The organism is Corallococcus exercitus (assembly GCF_042231735.1).
In the GTDB taxonomy this organism is placed as follows: Bacteria; Myxococcota; Myxococcia; order Myxococcales; family Myxococcaceae; genus Corallococcus; species Corallococcus exercitus_B.
Map to the genome: position 1 here is coordinate 5,626,073 of NZ_CP102577.1, position 21,415 is coordinate 5,647,487.

Consider the following 21,415-nt stretch of genomic DNA (forward strand, 5'->3'; position numbering starts at 1 on the left):
CGGGTGCGGCTAGCGGGCGCGCGGCTGTCTGCGGGCGGCGATGGCCTCCGCGAGCACGCCCTGCGCCCTCCAGTGGCCGTACAGGCGGCCCTGGGACGCGAGGAAGTCCAGCCGCTGCTGGGTGCGTGCGTCCAGGCGGCCAGGGGCCGCGTCGCGGTAGGGCGTGCCGGGCAGCGGCATGAAGGTGTGGCCGTGCACGCGGGCGCCCAGGTCGGACAGCCGCTGCATGAGGTCCAGGGTGGCGTCCACGTCCGAGGGCTCCTCGCCGGGCAGGCCCAGGATGAAGTCCACGTTGGGCACGAAGCCGCCCTCCACCGCGAGCCGCGCGGCGCGCACCACAGTCTCCACGTCGTGGCCGCGCCGGGTGGCCTGGAGGATGCGCTCGGAGCCGGACTGGCCGCCGATGATGAGGTTGTCGTTGGCCACGTAGCGCTTGAGCAGCGCCAGGGCCTCGGGCGTGACGTGCTCCGGGCGGACCTCCGAGGGGAAGGTGCCGTAGTAGATGCGCCCCTCCGGGGCCATGGCCTCCGTCACGGCGGCGAGCAGCTCCTCCACGGCGGCCAGGTTCACGGTCTCGTCGGGGGTGCCGTAGGACAGGGACGTGGGGGTGATGAAGCGCAGGTCGCGCCGGCCCGCGCGGCGCAGCTCGCGAGCCCAGCGGGCGATGTTGGCGACGGTGCGGTGCCGGAAGCGCGCCTTGGACATGAAGGGCGTCTGGCAGAAGCGGCAGGCGTAGATGCAGCCGCGGGTGATCTCGATGGCGCCGAACTTCACGTGCTTCGCGGCGAATGGAGGGAAGTCGTCCAGGCGCACGCCCTCGCCGTGGCCGTGCTGCACGAGCTTGCCGTCCTTGAGGTGCGCGGTGCCGTGCGTGGTGCGCGGGTCCTCGCCCTTGAGGACGCGGGCCAGCAGGGCGCGCAGGGTGTGTTCGCCCTCGCCCACGGCGACGAGGTCGAAGCCGGCCTGGAGGGTCTGGAGGGTTTCGGCGGTGGCGTGCACGCCGCCCGCGATGCAGAGGACGTCACGGCCTTCCAGCCGTTCGCGCACCCAGGTGAGTTCCACCACGGAGGGGCCGAAGCTGGCGGAGTAGAAGGACCACGCGGCGACGACGGTGTCGCCCGCGTCCGCGCGCTCGCGCAGGGTGGTCAGCAGGTCCTCGCGGTTGCGAGGGAAGTGCAGCGACACGTCCGCGAGCGCGGGGTCCGCCTCCACGGCGCCAGCGAGCACGGTGAAGGCGTACTTGCCGGGGTACTGGTAGCTCAGGACGAGCGAGACCTTGCGAGGCGTCTGCGGCATGGCTGCCGGGGATGATGCCACAGCACGGTCAGAGGAAGCGGCGCTCCCACTGGCGGACCTCGGCTTCAGTGAGGCCGCCCCATTCGCCCTTGTGCACGTAGAGCCACGGCTCCAGCACGCGGGCCAGCTCGCGGTACGCGGGCAGCGTGTCACCGGTTTCCAGGTCCCCGGCTTCGGGAACAGGGCCGAGAGAGACCACCGCGCGGTCCGGGGACAAGGCTTCGACCTGGGTGGACGGTGAGTGCAGCCGGGAGCGCAGGCCCGCCGCGCCGCCCAGTTCGTTGAGCACCGGCGGGCCCAGGAACGTGAGCCACGCGGGGGGACGGAGCTTCGTGCCCAGGTACAGGGCGAGTCTGTTCAGCCGGTGCACCAGATCGAAGCCCGGGTGACGCCGGATCACTTCTTGGAGGCGCGGCGTGTGCGCTTGGATCCAGGCATGGACTTCGAGCGACAGGCCCGCGTGCCCGGAATTCCATGGCAGTTCGCGTCCCAGGTCGATGGCCAACGCCCGGATCCACTCCGGCCCGCGCTCCTCCAGGAACTCGGTGGGCAGCCGGAACTCCAGGCAGCAGGTGTTCTCTGGGTACGTGTCGTGGAAGTTGGGCGCCGTGGTGCCACGTCCTTCGTACTTGAAGCAGATGCCGGTCGCGGAGTGATACAGCTCGTGCACCTCGGCTGCACCGAAGACAGGCTCAACTATCCGGGACCGAAGAACCGCCTCCCCCTCCGCATCGAGTCGTGGCCTGTCCCCCGTGTAGATATCCAGGTACGCGTCGAACTGGCGTGGCTCGATGGCCTTTCGATAGCGCTCGAAAGCACGCCAGACCGCCGAAGCGATCTCCTCGTGAGGAGCCCGCACATAGTAGGCAATGCTGAGGCCTTCTCGGATCAAGAGCACGGTTTCGCCCTCGATATCGAGGGTCTCACGGACTCTCGGGACTCGCGTGACCATCACCTGACTCCGTAGTTGGGAGACACCGTTTTCAGCATCAGGTCATTCCCCAGAAGATCCCGGTACACCTCATCCTGCCACCGACCCGCGTAAGGGCTCCCTGGCGGGTATGGTGACCAGGCTGCGGGGCTATCCACCGGGCATGGGAACTTGAAGTCGTAGACCCGCTGCACCTGGAGCGGGTTCCCCAAGGCGTGCAGCACCACATCCGGCGCGATGGTCCCTGTCAGCAGGAAGAACTGTCCTGCGGCCAGCCAGCGGGCCACCTCCTCCGGATCCAACCACCGCGTCCTGCCCGTCTTCGCGTCCCGCAGGTAGCGCGGCTCCAGGCTGAACCGTCCCGCCTCCGTGTCGCCCAGTTCCCGCTGCACACACTCCAGCGCCGCCGCGTGCTTGGCCGCTCCAAGCTGCATCCCCCGGGTGACTTCCCGGCCGTTCGCGTCCACCACCTTCTCCTCGCAGATGGCGCGCGTCGTCCGCTGCCCGGGTCCCAACATCCGCTCGTTCACCTCGAAGTTCGCCCGCTTCGCGCACTCCACCAGCACGTGCTCCACACGGGCCACCTCCGCCGCCTCCCACAGGCGCATCACCGCCGCGGCCTCGGCCGCACGGGCAGCGGCCCTGGACAACCACGGCAGGATGGCGTCCTGCCCCACCTGGGACGCGCACGCCGGGTTGCGCAGACACCCCGCCGTCGCGGAGTCCATTGCTATCTGGGAGTAGCTTCGAGGCCTTCGCACCTCCGGGCCCGCGCACGCGGTCCACAGCAGGCAGCACAGCCACCACATCCATCGGGGAGGAGTCACGCCGCGCCTCCTCGCATGGAAGCAGCACCGCATCAATCCCTGGCAACGCGGCCACAGCGGCTGTTACCAGCGGGGCGCGTCTGCCGGGTGCGAGGTCAGAGGAAGCGGCGCTCCCACTGGCGGACCTCGGCTTCAGTGAGGCCGCCCCATTCGCCCTTGTGCACGTAGAGCCACGGCTCCAGCACGCGGGCCAGCTCGCGGTACGCGGGCAGCGTGTCACCGGTTTCCAGGTCCCCGGCTTCGGGAACAGGGCCTAGAGAGACCACCGCGCGCTCCGGGGACAGGGCTTCGACCTGGGTTGAAGGCGAGTGCAGCCGGGAGCGCAGGACCTCCGCGCCGCCCAGTTCGTTCAGGACCGGTGGCCCCAGGAAATTGAGCCACGCTGGGGGACGAAGCTTTGTGCCCAGATACAGGGCCAGTCTGTCCAGTTGGTTCAGGTCGAAGCCGGGGTGACGCCGGGTCACTTCACGCAGGCGCGGCGTGAGGGTCCGGGTCCAGGAGCCCACTTCAAGTGAGAGTCCCACGTGTCCTGAGTTCCAGGGCAGCTCACGTCCCAGGTCGATGGCCAGCGAGCGGATCCATTCCGGCCCCTGCTCGTCCAGGAACTCGATGGGCAGCCGGAACTCCAAGGCACAGGTACGCTCCCGCTCCTCTTCCTCAAAGCCGGCCACTGCTTTGCTCTGCCCTCGGTAGTTGAAAGCAATTCCCGTCACGGAGTCGGGGCGCTCAATCAGCTCGACCAGTGCAGAGCTTTCCAGCAGCCGCTTCCGTATGACGGCGTCACCTTCGGAGTCCAAGGGCTGCCAGTCTCCCGAGGAGTCTACGTACCATCCAGGCTGGCGCGGGCTGACAGCCTGACGATACCGCTCCAGTGCTCGCCACACGGCCGAGGCCATCACCTCGTGGGGCTGCCGCATGTAGAACGCGATGCTGATCCCCTCTCGTACGAGGACTACCCACTGGTCCTCGATATCGATGCCTTCACGGATTTGGGGGACTGGCCGGCTCATGGCGTGACTCCAAAGTTGGGAGATACCAGCTGGGGTGTCCGCTCGCTCTTGAGCAACTCCTGATAGATCTGTCCCTGCTGTCTTGGAGCGAAAGGGTGCCCTTCAGGATAGGGCTCCCATCGGGGAAAGTTGCTCACCGGGCACGGGAATTTGAAGTCGTAGACGGCCTGCACATTCAACGGGTTTCCCAAGGCGTGCAGCACCACATCTGGTGCGATGCTCCCCGCGAGCAACTGGAACAGTCCGTCCCTGAGCCATTGCGCGACCTCCTGCGGATCCAACCACCGCATCCGCCCTGTCTTCGCGTCCCGCAGGTAGCGCGGCTCCAGGCTGAACCGGCCCGCATCCGTTACGCCCAGCTCCCGCTGCACGCACTCCAGCGCCGCCGCGTGCTTTGCCTCTCCCAATTGCATCGCCCGGGTGATTTCCCTGCCGTTCGAATCCACCACCTTCTCCCGGCACACCTCGGGTGAGGTCCGCTTGCCGGGCCCCAGCATCCGCTCGTTCACCTCGAAGTTCGCCCGCTTCGCGCACTCCACCAGCACGTGCTCCACGCGGGCCACCTCCGCCGCCTCCCACAGGCGCATCACCGCCGCGGCCTCGGCCGCACGGGCAGCGGCCCTGGACAACCACGGCAGGATGGCGTCCTGCCCTACCTGGGACGCGCACGCTGGGTTGCGCAGACACCCCGCCGTCGCGGAGTCCATTGCTATCTGGGAGTAGCTTCGAGGCCTGCGCACCTCCGGGCCCGCGCACGCGGTCCACAGCAGGAGGCAGCACAGCCACCACATCCATCGGGGAGGAGTCACGCCGCGCCTCCTCGCATGGAAGCACAGGCCCCTTCAACCCGCCTCCCGCCCCGGACGCACCGGAGCGGGAGGGTCCTTCACCCGCCGCTCAGCTCCGGCGGCGACGCGCCCGCGCCAGGCCCAGCAGCCCCAGCAGCGAGAACGCGGCCAGCGAACCACCGCCCGTGGAGCAGCCGCCGCGGAAGTCCGCGTCGCCTTCGTCCAGCGGAGACGGCTTCACGCTCGTGCCCGGGCCCGCATCCACCGGCGTGCCCGCGTCCACCACCGGGTCCACCGGAGTGCCCGCGTCCACCACCGGATCCACCGGCGTGCCCGCGTCCACCACGGGGTCCACCGGCGTGCCTGCGTCCACCGCCGTGCCCGCGTCGGCCGGCGTGCCCGCGTCCACCACGGGGTCCGGATCCGGCTGCACCACCGGGAACACGTCCTCACGGCTGGTCGCCTGGATCATCCCGTCGTGGTAGACGACGCCCACTGCGGAAATGCTGTCGTCCCGGTACAGGCCCAGCTTCAGGTAGTTGTTCTGGCCAGAGAACATCGTCATGGCCTTGGTCTTCTTCAGCACCTGGACGCCGTTGTGCCACAGCTCCACGTAGCCCACGGCCGGGTCCGGGGACCACTTCACGTGGAAGACGAACTCCTGCCATGTGCCGCGCTTGAGCGGCGTGGTCCACACCGTGCCGCTGTCGTTCAGCGACAGGCGGATGACCTCGCCCTTCACGAAGAACTCCACCGGCGGCGAGCCGCAGCACCCGTCGTGGTGCCACTGCGTGAAGAGCTGCCACGCGTCCACGCTGGGGAAGTCGTTCGGGAACATCACCTTCCAGCGGTACCAGTACTCCGACCCCACCTTCTCGTTGCTCAGGTACACCAGCTCATTGCGATTGCCGCTGGAGTTGATGGGGTCATCGCCCTGCTTCACCGTGGCCTTGAGAGCGTACTTGCCCTCCGAAACCGGGCTCGTCACCACCTGGAGCCGGTCCGAGCTCACCATCTGTTCCTTGCTGTACTGGGAACGGTTGCCCGTCTCGAAATCGCCCCGCCAGACGATTTCCGCCGCAGCGAGGCTCGGGAGCAGACAAACCACGAGCCAGAGGTGCAGTGCTTTCAATGAGGAATCCTTGGGGGAGGGGGAAGGCGTGATGCTTTGCTTTCAAACTTCGACAAAGATTGAGCAGCATCATTCCTTGTCTTCATTCCATCTCCAAACCATTCCCAGACGCCCGGCAAGTGGGCATGCGGCCAGACAAGCCCCTCTCTGATTTGAGTTGTGTTTCACGACGGGACCGGGCCGCCCGTACCCACCGAGCGGACGGTGGAGCGGTGTCCTGAACGCAACGCGTCATTGACAAGGGAGCATGCAGGAGGCTGACGGGACGGGGGCGTGGTGTAAGGTCACGGGCCCTTCCGGCGCTCCCTTCCCGGGGCGCTCATCAGCGTGCCCCATGCTCGTGTTGCGAGACGTCCAGAAAACCGACTTGCCCGGCCTGAAGCGTCTTGCCGCGGTGCTGAACACGGTCAACCTGCCGAACAACGAGGAGACGCTCGAGGCCATCATCGACAAGTCGGTGAAGAGCTTCGCCGGCAAGGTGAAGGACCCGTTCGAGCGCGAGTACCTCTTCGTGCTGGAGGACGTGCGCAACAACCTCATCATCGGCACGTCGATGATCATCGCCCAGCACGGCACGTACGACGCGCCGCACATCTACTATGAGGTGAGCGAGCGCGAGCACTACTCCGCCTCGCTGGAGCGGCACCTGCGGCACAAGGTGCTGTCCATCGCGTACAACTACGAGGGCCCCACGGAGATTGGCGGCCTGGTGGTGGACCCGCCCTACCGCGCGACGCCGGACAAGCCCGGCAAGCAGCTGTCCTTCGTGCGCTTCCTCTTCATCGCCATGCACCGGCGGCTGTTCCGGCCGCGCGTGCTGGCGGAGCTGCTCCCGCCGCTGCTCCCGGACGGGCGCAGCCTCTTGTGGGAGGCGTGCGGCAAGAAGTTCACCGGGCTCACCTATCTGGAGGCCGACCGGCTGAGCCGCCAGAACAAGGAGTTCATCAAGGAGCTGTTCCCCGCGTCGGACATCTACGCGTCGCTGTTCCCGGACCGCGTGCAGAAGGTGCTGGGAGAGGTGGGCCCGGCCACGCGCGGCGTGCAGCGGATGCTGGAGCGGGTGGGCTTCCGGTACGTGGAGCGCATCGACCCGTTCGACGGCGGCCCACACTTCGAGGCGGACACGGCGGACATCACCCTGGTGCGCCGCTACCGCACGGTGAAGCTGGCGGAGGAGGACTTCGAGCTGGAGGGCGACGACGTGCTGGTCGCCGCCGAGCGCGAGTCCGGCCGCAACCGCTTCCGCTCCGTGCGCTGCCAGGCCCGGCTGGACAACACCGTCATCTACCTGCCTGCTCGCGCCAAGGAGATATTGGAAGTGAAGCCGGGCGCGAAGCTGTCCATCATTCCGTTCGAGTAGCGCGCACCACGCGCCAGTCCCCGCGCAGGAGCGACAGCCAGCGCTCCCCGGCCTCCAGGCCGGGGCCCTCGGGTGGCACCAGCGCCAGCGCCAGGTGCGTGTCCGGGCGCACGGGGTCCAGGGACGTGGGGTCCAGGTCCAGCGTCCCGCCGCCTCGCAGCGCCACCCGCACCCAGGCGTGCGGCCGGGCCGCGCCGCCGTCCACCACCAGCAGCCCGTGCACCAGCCCCACCCGCTGTCCCCGGGAGCGCGCCAGGGACGCGAAGCGCAGCGCGTGGGCCAGGCAGCCTCCGGCCTCGCCCTCCCCTCCCGCGCGCCAGTCCGCCGCCGTGGGCCCCTTGTCCGGGAAGGCCGCGTGCACCTTCGCGGAGAGGGCCCGGGCCTCGGCGGACGTCCACTCCGTCATCTCCGGCAGCCGGGCCGGGACCGAGGCAGGCCGTGCCTGGCCGCCTGGTACGAGCCTCAGCGCGCCCTCGGGGCCGCCCTCCACGGGCACCCCTTCCGCGAAGAGCTCCGGCGGTGCTCGCAGCCGCTCCCCGGGGGCCGCCCGCGTGAAGCGGGAGTCGCCCACCTCCAGCGCCTGGAACTGGCCCTGGTCGTCGTAACGAGCGAGGAAGCGCGCGCCCAGCATCGTGCCCTCGGCGGTCGTGGGGCCTCGCTTCGTGACGCAGTGGGGGCCCTCCTGGCCGGACAGCTCCTCGCGGCCCTTCACGCAGCCCTCGGGTGGCGGCCCGCGCCACAGCCACAGCGCCTGGGGCACCGCGTCCGCGTCCTTCACGCGCCCCGCGGCGTCCACCCGCAGCGTCACCTCGCGCACGCGCTCGCCCGCGCGGCCGTCGCGCACGTGCAGGTGCCGGCTGGTGTACGTGAACCGCCCCGCGTCCAGGGTCAGCCCCACCGTCCCCACCGGCACGCCCCGCCACGCGAAGACGAACCGCGTCGAGCTTCCAGCCCTGGCGGCCTCGGCGCCCGTACTGGCGGGGATTACCGGGAGCGCCAGCACGGCGATGGCGAGCAGGGCCTTCATGTGTCGCGAAGCATGCGTCGAATTGAGGACCGGCGCGAGAAGGCGGGTTAGCGTTCCACCCCGTCCATGGGCGCCAAACGGTACCTTTTCTCGTTCGGGCTGGCGGCGGCCCTGGTCTCCGCATTCATCCTGGGCTTCGTGCTGTGGTGGGTGACGGGTAAGCCGGATGATACGGCCGGGTGGGCGGTGCTGCTCCTCGGGGTGCCGTTCCTCTGGCTCATCGGCAGCTACCTCGCGTGGTTCCGCTTCGCCGCGATGCGCCGGCGCGAGCGGCGCGACCTGATGTCCCGGCTGGCGGAGGGCGACCTCACCACGCCCATCCACACGGGCTTCGAGGGCCAGGAGGACCTGCGCCGCCTCATCCTGTCCCTGCGCCGCGCCCTGTCCCAGGTGCAGCGCGTGACGAGCAACCTGCACCGCACCGGCAACGGCGTGAGCGAGCAGGCCCGCATGCTGCTGGAGGCCGCGCGCCGGCAGGGCGGCGCCGTGGAGCGCACGCTCTCCGCCGTGGGCGGCAACGGCAGCAGCCTCCAGGTGGCCATCAAGCGCGTGCAGCACATCGAAACCTTCGCGCACGAGACGACGGGCGCCCTGCTGGAGATGACCGAGCGGCTGCACCAGGTGGTGGACGGCCTGGAGACCGTCAACGACTTCAGCCAGCGCACCAGCGGCCTCACCCAGGCGATGACGGAGCGTCTGACGCACATCGCCGCGTCGGGCGACGAGCTGGGCCGCTTCGCCTCCGAGGCGGAGGACTTCGTCGCGCTGGTGGAGGGCGGCATCTTCGCCGTGCGCCGCCGCGCCATGGAGACCAACAGCATGGCCGTCGCCGTCACCACCACCGCCCAGCGCGGCGAGGCGCTGGTGGGCGACAGCGTGCAGGGCATGTACCGGGTGGAGGAGACGGTGCGCAAGGCGGCCGAGCTGATGGAGATGCTCGGCACGCGCTCGCTGGAGATTGGCCGCATCGTGGACGTCATCCAGGAGATCGCCGACCAGACGAACCTCCTGGCCCTCAACGCCGCCATCATCGCCGCGCAGGCGGGCGAGCACGGCCGCCCCTTCGGCGTGGTGGCCAACGAAATCCGCAGCCTCGCCGAGCGCACCACGCGCTCCACGCGCGAGATTGGCACCATGGTGACGGGCATCCGCGACGCGGTGGAGACCGCCGTGGCGCTGGTGCAGGAGGGGCGCGAGCAGGCCACCGCGGGCGTGGCCCTGGGCGACCGCGCCTCGGAGGCCCTGAGTGAGATCCGCGCCATCACCCAGCGCACCTTCGCCGCCGTGGAGGCCACGGTGATGGAGACGCAGCAGCTGGAGGCGCAGGGCGCCACCGTCGTGGAGGCCAGCAAGCGCGTGGCCCAGCGCGTGGAGGACATCACGCGCATGGCCATCGAGCAGTCCGGCAACGCGCGGGACCTGGTGCGCCAGATTCAGGAGATGTCTCGCGTGGGCCAGAGCGCCGGCCAGAAGGCGGAGGCGCAGGCGCGCACCGGCCGCGACCTGTCCGAGGCGGTGATGCGGCTGAGCGCGGCCATCGAGGAGCTGCGCTCCGCGCACCAGGTGCTCACCCGGGGCGACGCGTCCATCCGGGAAGAGGTGGCCCAGGTGCGCGAGGACGCGCGCCGGGTCATCCGCATCGGTGACGAGCTGGACCGCACGGTGGACCAGCTGAGCCACGAGACGGTGAGCCTGGAGGCGGAGGTGTTCCGCTTCCAGCTGCCCCGCGCGCGGATGGGCGGCACGCTGCGGGTGGGGTTGCACCAGGCGGGCTCGCTGCGCGCGCGGCAGTCGGTGGATCCGCTGTTCAGCGTCGAGAACCAGATGACGGAGCTGACGGCGTGCCTCTTCTCCTGCCTCGTGCGGCTGGAGGACGGCGTGCTGGTGCCCGACCTGGCCGAGCGCTGGGACGCGGACCCTTCCGCGCGCCGCTACCGCTTCTACCTGCGCCGGGGCGTCACCTTCCACGACGGCACCCTGCTCTCCGCCCAGGACGTGAAGCGCCACCTGGAGCGGCTGATGGACCCGGCGCTGCGCTCGCCGGACCGCAGCCTGCTGGAGGACGTGGAGGGCGCGCGCGAGTACTCCAGCGGCCTGGCGCGCGAGGTGGCGGGCATCGAGGTCCTGGACGAGGGCACGCTGGAGATCCGCCTGCGCGAGCCCAAGGCGTTCTTCCTCCAGCTCATGGCGCTGACGGCCACGGCGGTGGGGAAGATGGACTCGGCGGGGAAGCTGGTGGGCACCGGGCCGTTCCGCGTCGTCGGCATGCAGCCGGACCGGATGGTGCTGGAGCGCAACGCCACCTACTGGCGTGGCGGGGTTCCGCTGCTGGACCGGCTGGAGTTCGTCATGACGGACACGCGGGCCCAGGCGGTGCGGCAGCTGCTGGACGGACAGGTGGACCTCGTGTCGTTCCTGCACGTGGAGCACACGGAGGCCAAGGGGCTGGAGGCGCACCAGGTGGTGACCAGCACCACGCCCTCCACGGCGTTCCTGGGCCTCAACCTCAACGAGGCGCCGTACAACGACGTGCGCGTGCGGCGGGCGCTGCGCGCGGGCATGGACATCCCGAGCGTGGTGGCGCAGTTCCATCCGGGTGCTCGCGTGGCGCGCACCTTCACTCCGCCGGAGCTGCTGGATGGGGCCCAGGAGCTGGGGCCCGCGCCGGTGCCGGACCTGACGCTGGCGGAGCGGCTCTTGCGCGAGGCAGGCGTGCGGCGGTTGCAGCTCACCCTGCACCACCCGGTGGGCCGCGACACGTCCGCGGAGGACGCGGTGCTCTTCCGGCCCATGATTCAGGCCGGGCTGCTGGAGCTGCGGCACGAGCAGATGAGCCCGGAGGAGTACCTGCCGCGCCTGCGCGAGGGGAAGGTCCCCGCGTTCCGCACGCTGTGGCTGGCGGATTTCCCGGACCCCGACGCGTTCCTGCACTTCCTGCTCAACTCCAGCGCGCAGACGGTGTACCCGCTGGGCTACCGCAACCCGGAGTTGGACCGGCTCACCGCCGAGGCGCGCGTGTCCATCGACCCGGAGCTGCGCTCGCAGCTCTACAAGCGCGCGGAGCTGCTGGCGCGCGAGGACTGTCCGCTCATCCCGCTGTACCACGACCGCACGCACGCGGCCGCCGCGGCGTCCGTGCAGAACCTGCGGCTGCATCAGACTCCGCCGCAGGTGCGCTTCGAGGACCTCTGGGTGGATCCGGCCGTGGGCGGCTGAGTCCGGCCAGACACGGTCGGAGCGGGCGTGGAAGGCCCGTCCCTGCTTCGTCCAGGAACGCCGGGGTTCGAGTCCCCACGGATGAGAAGGTGAGAGCCCACAGGGCTCCCCGGCAGCGGCGCCCCGCGCGAACCTGTCCGACTGTCGGACAGGTTGGGACCGCGTCGGGTGGGAGGGGGCCCGCAGGGAGGTCCGGGGCTTGGGCGGCGAGCCCCTGGCTCAGGGCACGGCCCTGCGCGTCCCGGCGGGGCTGGCGTTGCGCTGGGGCCAGCCCCGGGCTTCAGCGCGCATGCCGACGGGATAGGACTCCAGGCGCCAGACGCCATCGCGGCGCAGGGCCACGTGCAGCAGGTCCCCCGCGAACACCGCGCCCGCGACCTCCACCCGGCCCGGCAGGGAGCACTGATTGACCTTGTTGCCGAAGGCAATCCATTCGAGCCACGCCTGACGCTGGCCGTTCGGCAGCGCCGCGTCCGCGAGCACGCCCACGGTGCTCTGCTCCAGCAGCGCGGCTTCGTGGAAGGCGCCGGGAAGCAGCGGCGAGGGCAGCACGTCCACCTCCGAGAGGACGTGCCCATCGTCGGAGCTGAACGAGCGCAGCACGGTGCGCAGCTCCGTGTCGACGCAAGGGGTGCCGTCGGTACGGCCGCACGCGAGCGCGAGTGCATGACCGACCGTGCCGCTGGGAGACATCAGCACGGGCTCGGCCAGGGGTGTCAGCGTGCGCGAGCCCGCGTCCCAGTCCAGCGCGGTGAGCACGCCCCCATCCGTGTCCACGAAGGCCTGCGTGCCCACGAGCAACCGTCCCGACGCCAGCGCCAGGGACGGGGCACCACCTGGGACACCTGCACCGAGCGGCTCGAGGCTCAGTGATGCGATACCTCCGTCCCCGAGGGCGGCCGCCCCGGGTGCGAAGCCAGGCCCCGGGGGCGATGCACCGGGCCATGCCGCGTGCGCGTCGTCCTGACGCGTGGCCAGCACCGGGCCCGACACATCCGCGAAATACGGGCCCATCCGTGCCGTGAAGGCTCCGCCGTCCGTGCTCACTTCAGGTGGCGCCCAGCTCGTGAAGGCCAGCCGTCCATCCCATGGCGTGTAGAGGTACGCGCCGCGCGCGTCATCCACCGCGAGCCTTGCCGCTCCACCGCCGTCCTCCTCCGGCCCCATCGCCAGCGGCGCTCCCGCGTCCGCGCTCAGCAACATAAGCCTGGAGCGCAGCGGCTCCGTGCCCGCATCACCGCTCCACGTCACGTACGTCAGCACGTCCCCTTCCTTCGTGAGCGCCACCCTGCCCGCTCCCGTGCCGGGCACTCCCTCCGGTGTCCCTCCATCCAGCGCCGCATCGGAGAGCGCCAACGACGTGCGCCAGCGCAGCTCTCCCAGGCCTCGCGCCGCGTACGCCTCCAGGGCCTCCGGCGCGAGCACCACCACACCCGCGTCCGACGCCGCGAGCAACGTCCTCGCGCCCCCGTCCTCATAGGGCGACTCGTAGCGCAGCAGCCCGCTCTCCGTGTACGCAGCGAGCCAGCAGCCCGCGTCCTCGCCGCACACCGAGGCGTAGACCGTCCCGTCGTCCACCAGCAGCACCGGCCCCCCGTCCTCCGCGATGGGCACGCCGCCCAGCTCCGCGCTGAAGACGGACTCCAGGTCTCCCGCGTCCGGGCGCATGCACTCGCCCGCGCTGCACTTGCCTTCGTCCTGGCAGGGCGTGGCCGGCGCGCAGACGAAGCCGTCCGGCGGCGTCACGGTCCTGCACGAGCCGCTGAAGCAGACCTGCGCCGCCTTGCAGCTCACCGCGCCGCAGGGGCTGAAGTCCGCCACGTCCACCTCCTGGCAGCCCGCATTGCGGTCGCACACGCCCACCTTGCACGGGTTGCTCGGCGCCGGGCACGCCACGCTCTCCGTCACGCAGCCCTGCGTCGGAGAGCAGCTGTCCACCGTGCACGGGTTGTCGTCGTCACACGTGCGCGGCTGCCCCACGCAGACGCCCGCCTGACAGCGGCCGTTCTCCTGGCAGCGGCTGCCCGGGATGCACGACGCGCCGTCCGCCTGCGGTGATTCGATGCACTGGCCGGACTCCAGGTCGAAGCGCGAGTCGCGGCACTCGCCCGCCGGCACGCAGGCCAGCGGACGCACGCCCACGCCGGTGAGCTTCACCTTCGCGGTGGTGCGCCCCGCGGTGAGCACCAGCTCGCCCTGCACCGGCGTGTTGCCCGCGGAGAACAGGATGTCCACCGTGCCCGTGCCGCTGCCCGCGACGACAATCTGGGACACGACGACGAAGAAGGGCGCGTCCGTCACCGCCTCCACCGTCACGCCCGCGCGGCCGGTGGCCACCAGCGTCAGCGAGCGGCGCACCTGCGTGCCCTCCAGCACCCGGCCGAAGTCCACGACCTCTTCCTGCGGCCGGAAGCTGGCGCTCGCACCGCCCACATTGGGGTCGTCCCCACAGCGGCACCCTCCCACCAGGACGAGCAACACGAGCAGCCACCAGCGAGCACGGGCGCGGAACATGCCCCGACTCAACCGCGCCACCCCGGGCCCGCGCAACGTGCGCGCCGCTCCGGCACGCCGTCCCCGCACATTTTCCTGCCCGGACGGGCCCGCTACGGTTCCACGGCCGACTCACGCCGCCGCGTCAACGCCCGCACGCCAAAGCCCAGCGCCGCCACCACGAGCAGCCCGATGACCGCGTACTGGTAGCGCGACACCAGCAGCGTCAGCCGCTCCAGGTTGCCGCCCACCGCCATGCCCAGCGCCAGGATGAGCCCGCTGTGCGCCAGCGCGGACACCGCCCCCAGCACCAGCGCGTTGAAGCGAGGCACCCGCGCCGCCCCCGCCGCGATGAAGATGACGCCCCGGATGCCCGGCAGGAACCGGTTCACCAGCAAGAGCCACGGCCCCGCGTGCCGCATCCGCGTCTGCACCTGCACCAGGCGCGCGTGCGTGAGCCCGAAGAAGGAGCGGTTCGGATCCGCCTCGAAGCGCTTCGCCAGCCACTGGCCCACCGCGTAGTTGATGAACGCGCCCAGCACGCTGCCCGCCGTCACCACCGCGAGCACCAGCCACCAGGGCTTCTCCCCACGCACGGCGTAGATGCCGCCCATCAACACGATGGTGTCCCCGGGAAACGGCGGCACCACGTACTCCAGCATCGCCGCCACGCCGAGCACCAGGAACCCGAACGGCCCCAGCGTCCCGATCAGCTTGTCGACGTGCTCGATCCACATCCGCGCGGTGCCCTCCAGGCTTGGGAAGCGCCTCGCGCGAGACTTAAGTCGCCTTCCCGCCAGACGGAACCCGGGAACCGCACGTCCGCGCGGCGGTGAACACGCGCGGGCCGGGGCCAACCCCCAGCCCGCGGGTGCCGGGCGCTCAGACCAGCGACAGGCCTCCATCGACCGTGAAGACGCTCCCGGTGACGAAGGACGCCTCGCCGCTCGCGAGGAAGACCGCCGCGTTGGCGATCTCCTCCGGGTCCGCGACGCGCTGGAGCGCATGCAGCCGCGCGGCGGCGGAGCGCTGTTCATCGGACGCGTTCCAGTTCCGGAACATGGGCGTGTCCGCGCCGCCGGAGACGAGCACGTTCGCGCGGATGCCCTGCGGGGCGTACTCGGCCGCGACGGTGCGCGTGAGCCCGATGAGCCCCGTCTTCGCCGCCGCGTACCCGGACGTCCCGGGCATCGCCTTCGTGTACCCGACGAAGGTCCCGATGTTGATGACGCTGCCCCCGCCCGACCTCAACATCGCGCCCACCTGGTGCTTCGTCGACAGGAACGTACTCACCAGGTACCCGTCGATCCACTCCCGGAAGCAGGCCGTGTCCAGCGTGTGGGTCGGCCCGCCGCCGAACGAGCCCCCGGCCGCGTTGACGCCGACGTCGAGCCGCCCGAACGTCTCCAGCGTGAAGCGGACCAGGGCCTCGACGTCGCCCTCCCGCGTGACGTCCGCGGCGTGGGCCACCCCCTGCCCTCCCCGCTCCGCGGCCATGCGCACCGTCTCCTCGAGCGGTGCCATGCGCCTGCCGGCCGCCACCACCCGCGCGCCCTCCCGGGCCAACGCCAGCGCCGTCGCCCTTCCAATCCCTGAACCCGCCCCCGTCACCAGGGCGACCTTCCCTTCCAATCGATGCGTCATCCGACGGTTCTCCCGGACACTGGCCCGCTCATGAGGTCGCGCCCGCGCAGGCCTTCGCCGCGGCGCACGGTCCTCGTAGCGCCGCGAGGCCATGCCCCGCGCTCCGGTTCTTGCCGTCGAATCGAGAAGCCGCGAACGCCGCCGGGCACGAGGCCCAGGCCGGCGGATAAGACACGTCAGGCCTGACGGGGCGACACGGCCGGCGTCGGCAGCACGGTGCCGCCGTACTGGCTCGCCGCCAGCGTGCCGCATGCCGCGCCAATCTCCTTGCCGCCCGAATAGCGCCGCGCGATGGGCGCCTTCAGAATCTGGAGGTGGTCCCGGAACGCGCTCAGCTCCTCCGCCGTGGGCGGCAGGTACTTGCCCGTTGGATCCGTCACGTCGATGAGGTCCACCTTGATGGGGATGCCCTCGAACGCCGTCTTCAGCGCCTCCGCGTCCTCGCGCCCCAGGTTGAAGCCCTGGATGGCCACGTAGGCGATCATCGCCCGCTCGCGCCGCGCCTCGCTGTACTCGCGGATGGCTTGGATCAGCTCCGGCAGCGGGTGCGTCTTCTCGATGGGGAGCACCTTCGCGCGCTTCTCCGGGATGGCGCTCGTCACGCTGAACGCCAGCCGGAACGGATGCCCCTCGCGGGTGTAGCGGCGAATCGCCGGGACATGCCCCGCGGTGGAGAACGTGATGGCCGTGCCGGAGATGGAGAACCCCGCCGGGTGCGAGAGGATCTGCGCCGCGCGGACGGTCTCCTTGTAGTTGAGCAGCGGCTCGCCCATCCCCATGAAGACCACGCCGCCCACGCGCCGGTCCGCCTCCGCGCGCACCTGCATCACCTGGTCCAAAATCTCCCAGGTCTGGAGGTTGCGCTGGAAGCCCAGCTTGCCCGTCATGCAGAAGTCGCACGCCAGCGCGCAGCCCACCTGGCTGGACACGCAGACGACGTACTTCTCCTCGAAGATGGGGATGCGCACCGCCTCGATGCGGCCGCCCAGCGGCGACTCGAAGAGGTACTTCACGAAGCCGTCTTCCGCCTGGCGCCGCTCGACGATTTTCAGGGACGGCAGCTCCGCCTGGGCGCGGAGCAGGTCCGCGACCCGGCGCGGCACCTGGGGCGCCAGCGCGATGGCGTCCACCGTGGGACGGGCGTGGGCGAAGACGCCCGCGAACACCTTGCGGACCGCGGTCGCGGACGGCTGGGCCGGCGCGAGCGCCGCTTCCAATTCCGGCAGCGACAGTTGTTTCAGGTTCACGAGCAGGACTTGATCTTCGAGCGCAGGAACTCGGTCAGCTTCGCCGACACCTCCCGGGGCATCTTCAGCGCCATGGCGCGCTTGCACAGCCCGGGAGTGGCCCGATAGGTGCTGAGGAATTCCTCGCAGGGCTTGCAGCCCGACAGGTGCTCCTGCAGGTGCCGCGCCTCCTCCTCGGGCATCTCGCCCTCAAGGAACTCCAGCAGGAGGTTGATGGAATCTTTGCACGTATACATCCGAACCTCGGCTGGCTGCGGCTCCCCTCGTTCCAGTTCGAAGATGCCGAGGCGCCCTGGGGGTTTCACACCCCGCGATTGTCCCGGTTGTAGAACAGGTCGATGGCTTCTCGCAGCGCGAGCCGCGCCCGATGCAGGCGGCTCTTGATGGCGGGGATGGAGTCCCCCGTCACTTCTGCGATTTGTTCGTAGCTGAGGCCGTCCACGTCTTTCAAGAGGAAGACTTCCCGGTAGCCCTCCGGCAACCGGTCGGCCGCCTGCTGGATCGCCTGCCCCAGCTCCGCGTCCAGCGCCTTCTCCTCCGCGTCCCGGCTCCAGTCCGTGACGGGGTAGTCCGCCAGCGTACCCCGCTCCGTGAACTCCGGTGCCTGGAGCTCCGACTCCGCGGCCTGGGCCACCCGGCGGTGGCGCAGGCGCATGAGGGCATGGTTCGCCGCGATGCGGTGCACCCAGGACCCGAAGGCCGCCTCGCCCCGGAAGTCCTTGAGGTGCTGGTAGGCGGAAAGGAAGGTGTCCTGGGTGATTTCCGCCGCGTCCGCCTCTGAACGCGTCATCCGCAGCGCCAGGCCGTACACCCGGTCCTGGTGCAGGCCCACCAGGGCCTCGAAGGCGGACACGTCGCCGTCCTGGGCGCGCGCCAGGAGCCGCCGGTCTTCTTCCTGCCGGTCTTCTTCCTGGGAAGCCTCTTGGGACATGGCGTTTTCCACCCAACCAGCCAGAACGTTCCGCGTCAAGGACGACGGCGAGGCCGCCGGGACACGAAGCGGCTGACGTGTCCACTGTCCCGGTCCCACAGCCGGAAGGGTTCAGCGGCCCACGCCCCGGCGTACTCCACGCCGATGCGAGGCCCCCGCTCCACCCGCGCGTCCGGCACCGGCGCCCCTGGCAACAGGTGCAGCCCGTCCGAGTCCAGCTCGAGGTTGTTGTGGTTCAGGTTCAGCCCCAGCACCCGGCACAGCCGCCCGGGCCCGTCCGTCCGCTCGCCGGGCGGGATGCCTTCCACCGGCTCCACGCCCCGCACCAGCACCGCCGCCGCCACCCCGGGCGCGTCCGTCACCACGTTGAAGCAGTGGTGCATTCCATAGATGAGGTAGACGTACGAGCGCCCCGCCGGCCCGAACATCACCTCGGTGCGGGGCGTGCGCCCCTTGGACGAATGGCACGCCAGGTCGTGCTCGCCCAGGTAGGCCTCCACCTCCACGATGCGGCCCACGCGCCGGCCCTTCACCCCGTCCACCACCAGCAGGGTGCCCAGCAGGTCGCGCGCCACCTCCAGGGTGGGCCGCGCGTAGAAGGACAGGGGAAGGGGTTTCATGGGTGCGGAGCGTGACCGGACATGGAGCCGGGGCCGGGGCCACCCACGACGACAGGGAGGCTTGTCCGGGTGCGAAAGATGATGGCAGACGACCTCATGCACAACCCAATGAAGAGGCCTCCTCTCTTCCGCCGTGTCCCGTTCGCCCTGGCGCTGTCGCTCGCGGTCCTGGGAGGGACCGGGTGCGGGAGGGAGCCGACCGTCACCGGCCACATGCGGGTGCGGCATGGCGACGTCTGGGAAGAATTCCCCACGTCGGCTTCCAGCCTGGTCCGCCCCCATGCGGGCCGGGACTCCGAGTTCGACCTCGGCCCGGTCTTCAGCTTCTGCCATTCGGACAACCTGTCGGCGGAACGCCGGGAGGACTCCCGGGGCCTCTGCGTCTACGTGGACTTCGAGCTCTTCGCGAAGGGGAGCGGGCCCGCGGAGTACGCCATCGACGGAGCAGCCCATGTCCCGGGCCAGCGGTATCAGGGGACCGACGACGACGTCCACTTCGAGCCCGGCCCCGGACACTCGCCGGAGCTGAAGGCGGCCTGGACCCAGTCGTTCTGCTCGGACGGGGACGACGAGAAGACCGCCATCCAGCAGGTCTCCGGCCGGTTCGTGCTGGAGGAGAACTCGGAGGACCGGCTCCGGGGGCACCTGGAGCTGACGGTCCAGGGGCCGACGGCTGGCACCTGCCCGGGGGATGCCGCCGAGGTCACCTTGGACTTCGACCTCCAGGACTGAAGGCGCGGCGCCCCTGACGCCAGGGGGCCAGGCGTGCGGGAAGCGGTCGAGTTCCGTCTGGGGTGCGCTTCGTCAACCACTGAGCGCTCGCATCGTCCAAGGGTCCACCGCTGCGTCTTCCAAATGGCTGACAGGCAGGCGTGTGTGCACTGCGTCGCGACAGCAGTTCACACCGGCCCGGTGCTGGGGCAGATTGGGCCGCATGTCCACTCCTGGCCGGCTCTCCGGTCTCCTGCTTCCCCTGTTCTCCCTTCGCTCGCGGACGGACTTCGGCATTGGCGACTTCGGCGCCATGGACGGCCTGTTCTCCTGGATGAAGGCCGCGCGGCAGCGCCTGTTGATGGTGCTGCCCCTGCTTCCCACCGCGCCCGGTGACCCGAGCCCCTACGCCACCCGGTCCGCGTTCGGCCTGAACCCGCTCTTCATCGACCTCCACCAGGTGCCGGAGTTCCAGGCCACCGGCGGCGAGGGCGCGCTCAGCGACACGCAGAAGGGGCAGCTGGCGGAGGCCCGGGGCGCGCCGCGCGTGCGCTACGACCTGGTGTTCCCGCTGAAGGACGCCGCGTTCGCGCGCGCCTTCGACCACTTCGAGAAGCACGAGTGGACCGCGCGCACGCCGCGCGCCCAGGAGTTCCAGAAGTGGCGCGAGGCGCAGGGCGAGTGGCTGGAGAGCTACGCCCTCTTCACCGCCATCAGCGAGAAGGAGGGGCGCCGTCCCTGGTGGGAGTGGCCCGAAGGGCTGCGCACGCGCCAGCCGGAGGCGCTGCTCGCCATCCAGAAGGAAGGCCTGGAGCGCCGCGTGCGCTACCACGCCTGGCTGCAGTGGCTGGCGGAGGCGCAGTGGAACCAGGTCCGCGCGCAGGCCAAGGCGAAGGACGTGCTCTTGTGCGGGGACGAGCCCTTCATCATCGGGCAGGACAGCTCCGACTGCTGGGCCCACCCGGACATCCTGCGCCGCGACGCGCGCCTGGGCGTGCCGCCGGACGACTTCTCCGCCACGGGCCAGGACTGGGGCCTGCCCTACTTCGACTTCGCCGCGATGGAGAAGGACGACTACGCGTGGCTGAAGAAGCGCGCGGCCAAGGCGGCCAGCTACTACGACCTGCGCCGCGTGGACCACGCGGTGGGCTACTTCCGCCAGTGGATCCGCGACGAGAAGAACCCCACCGGCTACTTCGTCCCCGCGGACGAGGCCACCTGGCGCCGCCAGGGTGAGAAGCACTTCCGCCTCTTGTCGGAGGGCGCGGGCATCGTCGCCGAGGACCTGGGCGTGATTCCGCCGTTCGTGCGTCAAATCCTCGCGGACCTGAAGCTGCCCGGCTACCGCGTGCTGCGCTGGGAGCGCGACGACAACACCTACCGCGACCCGCACCAGTTCCCCGCCGTGTCGCTGGTCACCACCGGCACGCATGACACGGAGCCGCAGGCCGAGTGGTGGGAGCAGGCGCGCGAGGACGAGCGCCAGAACGCCGCGCGCGTGTGGCCGGAGTTCCAGGGCGTGGCGGTGACGCGCGAGTTCACCCCGGACATCCACCGCGCCACGCTGGCCGCGGCGCTCAACGCGGGCTCGGACCTGTGCGTGCTGCCGTGGCAGGACGTGCTGGGCACGCGCGACCGCATCAACCTGCCCGGCACCATGGGCGACGCCAACTGGGCCTACCGCATCGCGCAGAACACGGACGCGCTGCTCACGGAAGCCCAGACGAAGGACGCCGCGGAGCGCCTGGCGTGGCTCACCGCCTCGTCGCGCCGCTAGCCTGACTCATCCGCCCCGGGGCCGCGCTGGACACGGCCGCCCCGGGCGCTGACGCAGGGGACGCCTTGCCTGCCGCGTCAGTCGCCGTTGCCCTCGATGCACTTCACCTGGCCGGGGAAGCCGTCGAACACGGCGCAGCGGCGGCCCTCCTTCGCGCACTCCAGCCGGTCGCAGATGTTCTCCACGACGCACAGGGGCGGCGAGCGGCCGAACTCCAGGAACAGCTCCGCGCAGAAGCGGAACGGATCCGCGCACCCGATCGAGCCGCAGTAGGGCGTGTCGGAGAGGTTCTCGCCCTCCTTGAGCTGGACCACCTCGTCTTCGTTCACGCCGCAGCCGGTGGCGAGCACCAGCGTGGCCGACAGCAACATCGCGATTCGCCGGACCATAGGGACCCGAATCTGA

At 70.6% G+C, this 21,415-nt stretch carries 19 protein-coding genes; 4 read left to right on the forward strand and 15 right to left on the reverse strand.

Features of this window, described 5'->3' with window-relative positions; genetic code table 11:
- Positions 1 to 9: 9 nt before the first annotated feature.
- The 6 genes from NR792_RS22030 to NR792_RS22055 all read right to left on the reverse strand — a co-directional run bounded on the left by NR792_RS22030 (position 10) and on the right by NR792_RS22055 (position 5,984).
- Positions 10 to 1,296, reverse strand: a complete 1,287-nt coding sequence (locus tag NR792_RS22030; protein WP_375754646.1) for a TIGR04013 family B12-binding domain/radical SAM domain-containing protein — start codon at positions 1,294 to 1,296, stop codon at positions 10 to 12.
- Between the two features lie 28 nt (positions 1,297 to 1,324).
- Positions 1,325 to 2,248, reverse strand: coding sequence for a type VI immunity family protein (locus NR792_RS22035; protein WP_375754647.1), 924 nt, complete (start codon positions 2,246 to 2,248; stop codon positions 1,325 to 1,327).
- Positions 2,248 to 2,955 carry a hypothetical protein gene (locus NR792_RS22040; protein ID WP_375754648.1) on the reverse strand — a complete coding sequence of 236 codons (708 nt, stop codon included), beginning with the start codon at positions 2,953 to 2,955 and terminating at the stop codon, positions 2,248 to 2,250. The genes NR792_RS22035 and NR792_RS22040 overlap by 1 nt, the downstream gene beginning before the upstream one ends.
- 194 nt (positions 2,956 to 3,149) lie before the next feature.
- Positions 3,150 to 4,064, reverse strand: a complete 915-nt coding sequence (locus NR792_RS22045; protein ID WP_375754649.1) for a type VI immunity family protein — start codon at positions 4,062 to 4,064, stop codon at positions 3,150 to 3,152.
- On the reverse strand, positions 4,061 to 4,693 hold the full coding sequence (locus tag NR792_RS22050; RefSeq protein WP_375754650.1) for a hypothetical protein: 633 nt from the start codon (positions 4,691 to 4,693) through the stop codon (positions 4,061 to 4,063). Before NR792_RS22050 ends, NR792_RS22045 begins: the two co-directional genes overlap by 4 nt.
- 268 nt (positions 4,694 to 4,961) lie before the next feature.
- Complete coding sequence (locus tag NR792_RS22055) at positions 4,962 to 5,984, reverse strand: polysaccharide lyase (protein WP_375754651.1); 1,023 nt, start codon at positions 5,982 to 5,984, stop codon at positions 4,962 to 4,964.
- Between the two features lie 334 nt (positions 5,985 to 6,318).
- On the opposite strand from NR792_RS22055, the gene NR792_RS22060 reads away from it, so the two are divergent.
- Complete coding sequence (locus tag NR792_RS22060; RefSeq protein ID WP_375754652.1) at positions 6,319 to 7,344, forward strand: arginine N-succinyltransferase; 1,026 nt, start codon at positions 6,319 to 6,321, stop codon at positions 7,342 to 7,344.
- On the opposite strand, the gene NR792_RS22065 is transcribed toward NR792_RS22060, so the two are convergent.
- On the reverse strand, positions 7,328 to 8,371 hold the full coding sequence (locus NR792_RS22065; protein WP_375754653.1) for a transglutaminase domain-containing protein: 1,044 nt from the start codon (positions 8,369 to 8,371) through the stop codon (positions 7,328 to 7,330). The genes NR792_RS22060 and NR792_RS22065 overlap by 17 nt on opposite strands.
- A gap of 66 nt (positions 8,372 to 8,437) precedes the next feature.
- Between NR792_RS22065 and NR792_RS22070 the strand changes: the two genes are divergently transcribed.
- Positions 8,438 to 11,587, forward strand: coding sequence for an ABC transporter substrate-binding protein (locus NR792_RS22070; protein ID WP_375754654.1), 3,150 nt, complete (start codon positions 8,438 to 8,440; stop codon positions 11,585 to 11,587).
- Positions 11,588 to 11,806: 219 nt separating this feature from the next.
- On the opposite strand, the gene NR792_RS22075 is transcribed toward NR792_RS22070, so the two are convergent.
- The 7 genes from NR792_RS22075 to NR792_RS22105 all read right to left on the reverse strand — a co-directional run bounded on the left by NR792_RS22075 (position 11,807) and on the right by NR792_RS22105 (position 18,522).
- Positions 11,807 to 14,101, reverse strand: a complete 2,295-nt coding sequence (locus NR792_RS22075; RefSeq protein WP_375754655.1) for a hypothetical protein — start codon at positions 14,099 to 14,101, stop codon at positions 11,807 to 11,809.
- Between the two features lie 92 nt (positions 14,102 to 14,193).
- Positions 14,194 to 14,817, reverse strand: a complete 624-nt coding sequence (locus NR792_RS22080; RefSeq protein WP_375754656.1) for a DedA family protein — start codon at positions 14,815 to 14,817, stop codon at positions 14,194 to 14,196.
- A gap of 145 nt (positions 14,818 to 14,962) precedes the next feature.
- Positions 14,963 to 15,724 carry an SDR family oxidoreductase gene (locus NR792_RS22085; protein ID WP_375754657.1) on the reverse strand — a complete coding sequence of 254 codons (762 nt, stop codon included), beginning with the start codon at positions 15,722 to 15,724 and terminating at the stop codon, positions 14,963 to 14,965.
- Between the two features lie 176 nt (positions 15,725 to 15,900).
- On the reverse strand, positions 15,901 to 16,971 hold the full coding sequence (locus tag NR792_RS22090) for a radical SAM protein (protein WP_375754658.1): 1,071 nt from the start codon (positions 16,969 to 16,971) through the stop codon (positions 15,901 to 15,903).
- Positions 16,968 to 17,207 carry an anti-sigma factor gene (locus tag NR792_RS22095; RefSeq protein WP_014399836.1) on the reverse strand — a complete coding sequence of 80 codons (240 nt, stop codon included), beginning with the start codon at positions 17,205 to 17,207 and terminating at the stop codon, positions 16,968 to 16,970. The genes NR792_RS22090 and NR792_RS22095 overlap by 4 nt, the downstream gene beginning before the upstream one ends.
- Before the next feature lie 65 nt (positions 17,208 to 17,272).
- Positions 17,273 to 17,902 (reverse strand): RNA polymerase sigma factor, encoded by a 630-nt coding sequence (locus NR792_RS22100; protein ID WP_120524966.1) that lies wholly within the window; start codon positions 17,900 to 17,902, stop codon positions 17,273 to 17,275.
- A 35-nt stretch (positions 17,903 to 17,937) separates the two neighbouring features.
- Complete coding sequence (locus NR792_RS22105) at positions 17,938 to 18,522, reverse strand: DNA-3-methyladenine glycosylase (RefSeq protein WP_375754659.1); 585 nt, start codon at positions 18,520 to 18,522, stop codon at positions 17,938 to 17,940.
- A gap of 108 nt (positions 18,523 to 18,630) precedes the next feature.
- Between NR792_RS22105 and NR792_RS22110 the strand changes: the two genes are divergently transcribed.
- Both NR792_RS22110 and NR792_RS22115 read left to right on the forward strand, forming a co-directional pair.
- Complete coding sequence (locus NR792_RS22110) at positions 18,631 to 19,254, forward strand: hypothetical protein (RefSeq protein WP_375754660.1); 624 nt, start codon at positions 18,631 to 18,633, stop codon at positions 19,252 to 19,254.
- 202 nt (positions 19,255 to 19,456) lie between these two features.
- Positions 19,457 to 21,010 (forward strand): 4-alpha-glucanotransferase, encoded by a 1,554-nt coding sequence (locus NR792_RS22115; protein ID WP_375754661.1) that lies wholly within the window; start codon positions 19,457 to 19,459, stop codon positions 21,008 to 21,010.
- A 77-nt stretch (positions 21,011 to 21,087) separates the two neighbouring features.
- Here the strand turns inward: NR792_RS22115 and NR792_RS22120 are convergent, their stop codons facing one another.
- Positions 21,088 to 21,399, reverse strand: coding sequence for a hypothetical protein (locus NR792_RS22120; protein WP_375754662.1), 312 nt, complete (start codon positions 21,397 to 21,399; stop codon positions 21,088 to 21,090).
- Positions 21,400 to 21,415: the final 16 nt, after the last annotated feature.

Excerpts from the sequence above, each read along its gene's own strand:
- NR792_RS22030 (WP_375754646.1), bottom strand. The coding sequence starts at position 1,296 with ATGCCGCAGACGCCTCGCAAGGTCTCGCTCGTCCTGAGCTACCAGTAC.
- NR792_RS22035 (WP_375754647.1), bottom strand. The coding sequence starts at position 2,248 with ATGGTCACGCGAGTCCCGAGAGTCCGTGAGACCCTCGATATCGAGGGC.
- NR792_RS22040 (WP_375754648.1), bottom strand. The coding sequence starts at position 2,955 with ATGGACTCCGCGACGGCGGGGTGTCTGCGCAACCCGGCGTGCGCGTCC.
- NR792_RS22045 (WP_375754649.1), bottom strand. The coding sequence starts at position 4,064 with ATGAGCCGGCCAGTCCCCCAAATCCGTGAAGGCATCGATATCGAGGAC.
- NR792_RS22060 (WP_375754652.1), top strand. The coding sequence starts at position 6,319 with ATGCTCGTGTTGCGAGACGTCCAGAAAACCGACTTGCCCGGCCTGAAG.
- NR792_RS22065 (WP_375754653.1), bottom strand. The coding sequence starts at position 8,371 with ATGAAGGCCCTGCTCGCCATCGCCGTGCTGGCGCTCCCGGTAATCCCC.
- NR792_RS22070 (WP_375754654.1), top strand. The coding sequence starts at position 8,438 with ATGGGCGCCAAACGGTACCTTTTCTCGTTCGGGCTGGCGGCGGCCCTG.
- NR792_RS22075 (WP_375754655.1), bottom strand. The coding sequence starts at position 14,101 with ATGTTCCGCGCCCGTGCTCGCTGGTGGCTGCTCGTGTTGCTCGTCCTG.
- NR792_RS22080 (WP_375754656.1), bottom strand. The coding sequence starts at position 14,817 with ATGTGGATCGAGCACGTCGACAAGCTGATCGGGACGCTGGGGCCGTTC.
- NR792_RS22085 (WP_375754657.1), bottom strand. The coding sequence starts at position 15,724 with ATGACGCATCGATTGGAAGGGAAGGTCGCCCTGGTGACGGGGGCGGGT.
- NR792_RS22095 (WP_014399836.1), bottom strand. The coding sequence starts at position 17,207 with ATGTATACGTGCAAAGATTCCATCAACCTCCTGCTGGAGTTCCTTGAG.
- NR792_RS22100 (WP_120524966.1), bottom strand. The coding sequence starts at position 17,902 with ATGTCCCAAGAGGCTTCCCAGGAAGAAGACCGGCAGGAAGAAGACCGG.
- NR792_RS22105 (WP_375754659.1), bottom strand. The coding sequence starts at position 18,522 with ATGAAACCCCTTCCCCTGTCCTTCTACGCGCGGCCCACCCTGGAGGTG.
- NR792_RS22110 (WP_375754660.1), top strand. The coding sequence starts at position 18,631 with ATGAAGAGGCCTCCTCTCTTCCGCCGTGTCCCGTTCGCCCTGGCGCTG.
- NR792_RS22115 (WP_375754661.1), top strand. The coding sequence starts at position 19,457 with ATGTCCACTCCTGGCCGGCTCTCCGGTCTCCTGCTTCCCCTGTTCTCC.
- NR792_RS22120 (WP_375754662.1), bottom strand. The coding sequence starts at position 21,399 with ATGGTCCGGCGAATCGCGATGTTGCTGTCGGCCACGCTGGTGCTCGCC.